At 51.9% G+C, this 2,627-nt stretch carries 2 rRNA genes (1 of these 2 running past the window's edge); both read left to right on the forward strand.

Features of this window, described 5'->3' with window-relative positions:
- Positions 1 to 2,301 (forward strand): 23S ribosomal RNA (locus WBR57_RS11765); it begins 591 nt to the left of the window's first position.
- Positions 2,302 to 2,450: 149 nt separating this feature from the next.
- Positions 2,451 to 2,566, forward strand: a 5S ribosomal RNA gene (gene rrf / locus WBR57_RS11770).
- Positions 2,567 to 2,627 lie beyond the last annotated feature (61 nt).

Raw genomic sequence — 2,627 nt, forward strand, 5'->3', positions numbered from 1 at the left:
CGAGCTTAACCGAATAGGGGAGGCGTAGCGAAAGCGAGTCTTAATAGGGCGTCTAGTCGCTGGGAATAGACCCGAAACCGGGCGATCTATCCATGGGCAGGTTGAAGGTTGGGTAACACTAACTGGAGGACCGAACCGACTACCGTTGAAAAGTTAGCGGATGACCTGTGGATCGGAGTGAAAGGCTAATCAAGCTCGGAGATAGCTGGTTCTCCTCGAAAGCTATTTAGGTAGCGCCTCATGTATCACTGTAGGGGGTAGAGCACTGTTTCGGCTAGGGGGTCATCCCGACTTACCAAACCGATGCAAACTCCGAATACCTACAAGTGCCGAGCATGGGAGACACACGGCGGGTGCTAACGTCCGTCGTGAAAAGGGAAACAACCCAGACCGTCAGCTAAGGTCCCAAAGTTATGGTTAAGTGGGAAACGATGTGGGAAGGCTTAGACAGCTAGGAGGTTGGCTTAGAAGCAGCCACCCTTTAAAGAAAGCGTAATAGCTCACTAGTCGAGTCGGCCTGCGCGGAAGATGTAACGGGGCTCAAACCATACACCGAAGCTACGGGTATCACGTAAGTGATGCGGTAGAGGAGCGTTCTGTAAGCCTGTGAAGGTGAGTTGAGAAGCTTGCTGGAGGTATCAGAAGTGCGAATGCTGACATGAGTAACGACAATGGGTGTGAAAAACACCCACGCCGAAAGACCAAGGTTTCCTGCGCAACGTTAATCGACGCAGGGTTAGTCGGTCCCTAAGGCGAGGCTGAAAAGCGTAGTCGATGGAAAACAGGTTAATATTCCTGTACTTCTGGTTATTGCGATGGAGGGACGGAGAAGGCTAGGCCAGCTTGGCGTTGGTTGTCCAAGTTTAAGGTGGTAGGCTGAGATCTTAGGTAAATCCGGGATCTTAAGGCCGAGAGCTGATGACGAGTTAACTTTTAGTTAACGAAGTGGTTGATGCCATGCTTCCAAGAAAAGCTTCTAAGCTTCAGGTAACCAGGAACCGTACCCCAAACCGACACAGGTGGTTGGGTAGAGAATACCAAGGCGCTTGAGAGAACTCGGGTGAAGGAACTAGGCAAAATGGCACCGTAACTTCGGGAGAAGGTGCGCCGGTGAGGGTGAAGGACTTGCTCCGTAAGCTCATGCCGGTCGAAGATACCAGGCCGCTGCGACTGTTTATTAAAAACACAGCACTCTGCAAACACGAAAGTGGACGTATAGGGTGTGACGCCTGCCCGGTGCCGGAAGGTTAATTGATGGGGTTAGCTAACGCGAAGCTCTTGATCGAAGCCCCGGTAAACGGCGGCCGTAACTATAACGGTCCTAAGGTAGCGAAATTCCTTGTCGGGTAAGTTCCGACCTGCACGAATGGCGTAACGATGGCGGCGCTGTCTCCACCCGAGACTCAGTGAAATTGAAATCGCTGTGAAGATGCAGTGTATCCGCGGCTAGACGGAAAGACCCCGTGAACCTTTACTATAGCTTTGCACTGGACTTTGAATTTGCTTGTGTAGGATAGGTGGGAGGCTTTGAAGCGTGGACGCCAGTCTGCGTGGAGCCAACCTTGAAATACCACCCTGGCAACTTTGAGGTTCTAACTCAGGTCCGTTATCCGGATCGAGGACAGTGTATGGTGGGTAGTTTGACTGGGGCGGTCTCCTCCTAAAGAGTAACGGAGGAGTACGAAGGTGCGCTCAGACCGGTCGGAAATCGGTCGTAGAGTATAAAGGCAAAAGCGCGCTTGACTGCGAGACAGACACGTCGAGCAGGTACGAAAGTAGGTCTTAGTGATCCGGTGGTTCTGTATGGAAGGGCCATCGCTCAACGGATAAAAGGTACTCCGGGGATAACAGGCTGATACCGCCCAAGAGTTCATATCGACGGCGGTGTTTGGCACCTCGATGTCGGCTCATCACATCCTGGGGCTGAAGCCGGTCCCAAGGGTATGGCTGTTCGCCATTTAAAGTGGTACGCGAGCTGGGTTTAGAACGTCGTGAGACAGTTCGGTCCCTATCTGCCGTGGACGTTTGAGATTTGAGAGGGGCTGCTCCTAGTACGAGAGGACCGGAGTGGACGAACCTCTGGTGTTCCGGTTGTCACGCCAGTGGCATTGCCGGGTAGCTATGTTCGGAATAGATAACCGCTGAAAGCATCTAAGCGGGAAACTAGCCTCAAGATGAGATCTCACTGGAACCTTGAGTTCCCTGAAGGGCCGTCGAAGACTACGACGTTGATAGGTTGGGTGTGTAAGCGCTGTGAGGCGTTGAGCTAACCAATACTAATTGCCCGTGAGGCTTGACCATATAACACCCAAGCAATTTGCGTCGAAAGGCCAGATTGCGGTGTGTGAAGACGATACAAACCGAAAGTTTGATACCTCACAAAACACCCGCTGTCACATACCCAATTTGCTGAAGCGAGACCATTTGGTCACGACTCAGTACCCGAATTTCTTGACGACCATAGAGCATTGGAACCACCTGATCCCATCCCGAACTCAGCAGTGAAACGATGCATCGCCGATGGTAGTGTGGGGTTTCCCCATGTGAGAGTAGGTCATCGTCAAGATTAAATTCCAGAACCCCTGTTTGCTAACGCAAGCAGGGGTTTTGTTTTGGGCGGTTGGAAA

Source organism: Pseudomonas sp. (assembly GCF_049590575.1).
Taxonomy (GTDB): Bacteria; Pseudomonadota; Gammaproteobacteria; order Pseudomonadales; family Pseudomonadaceae; genus Aquipseudomonas.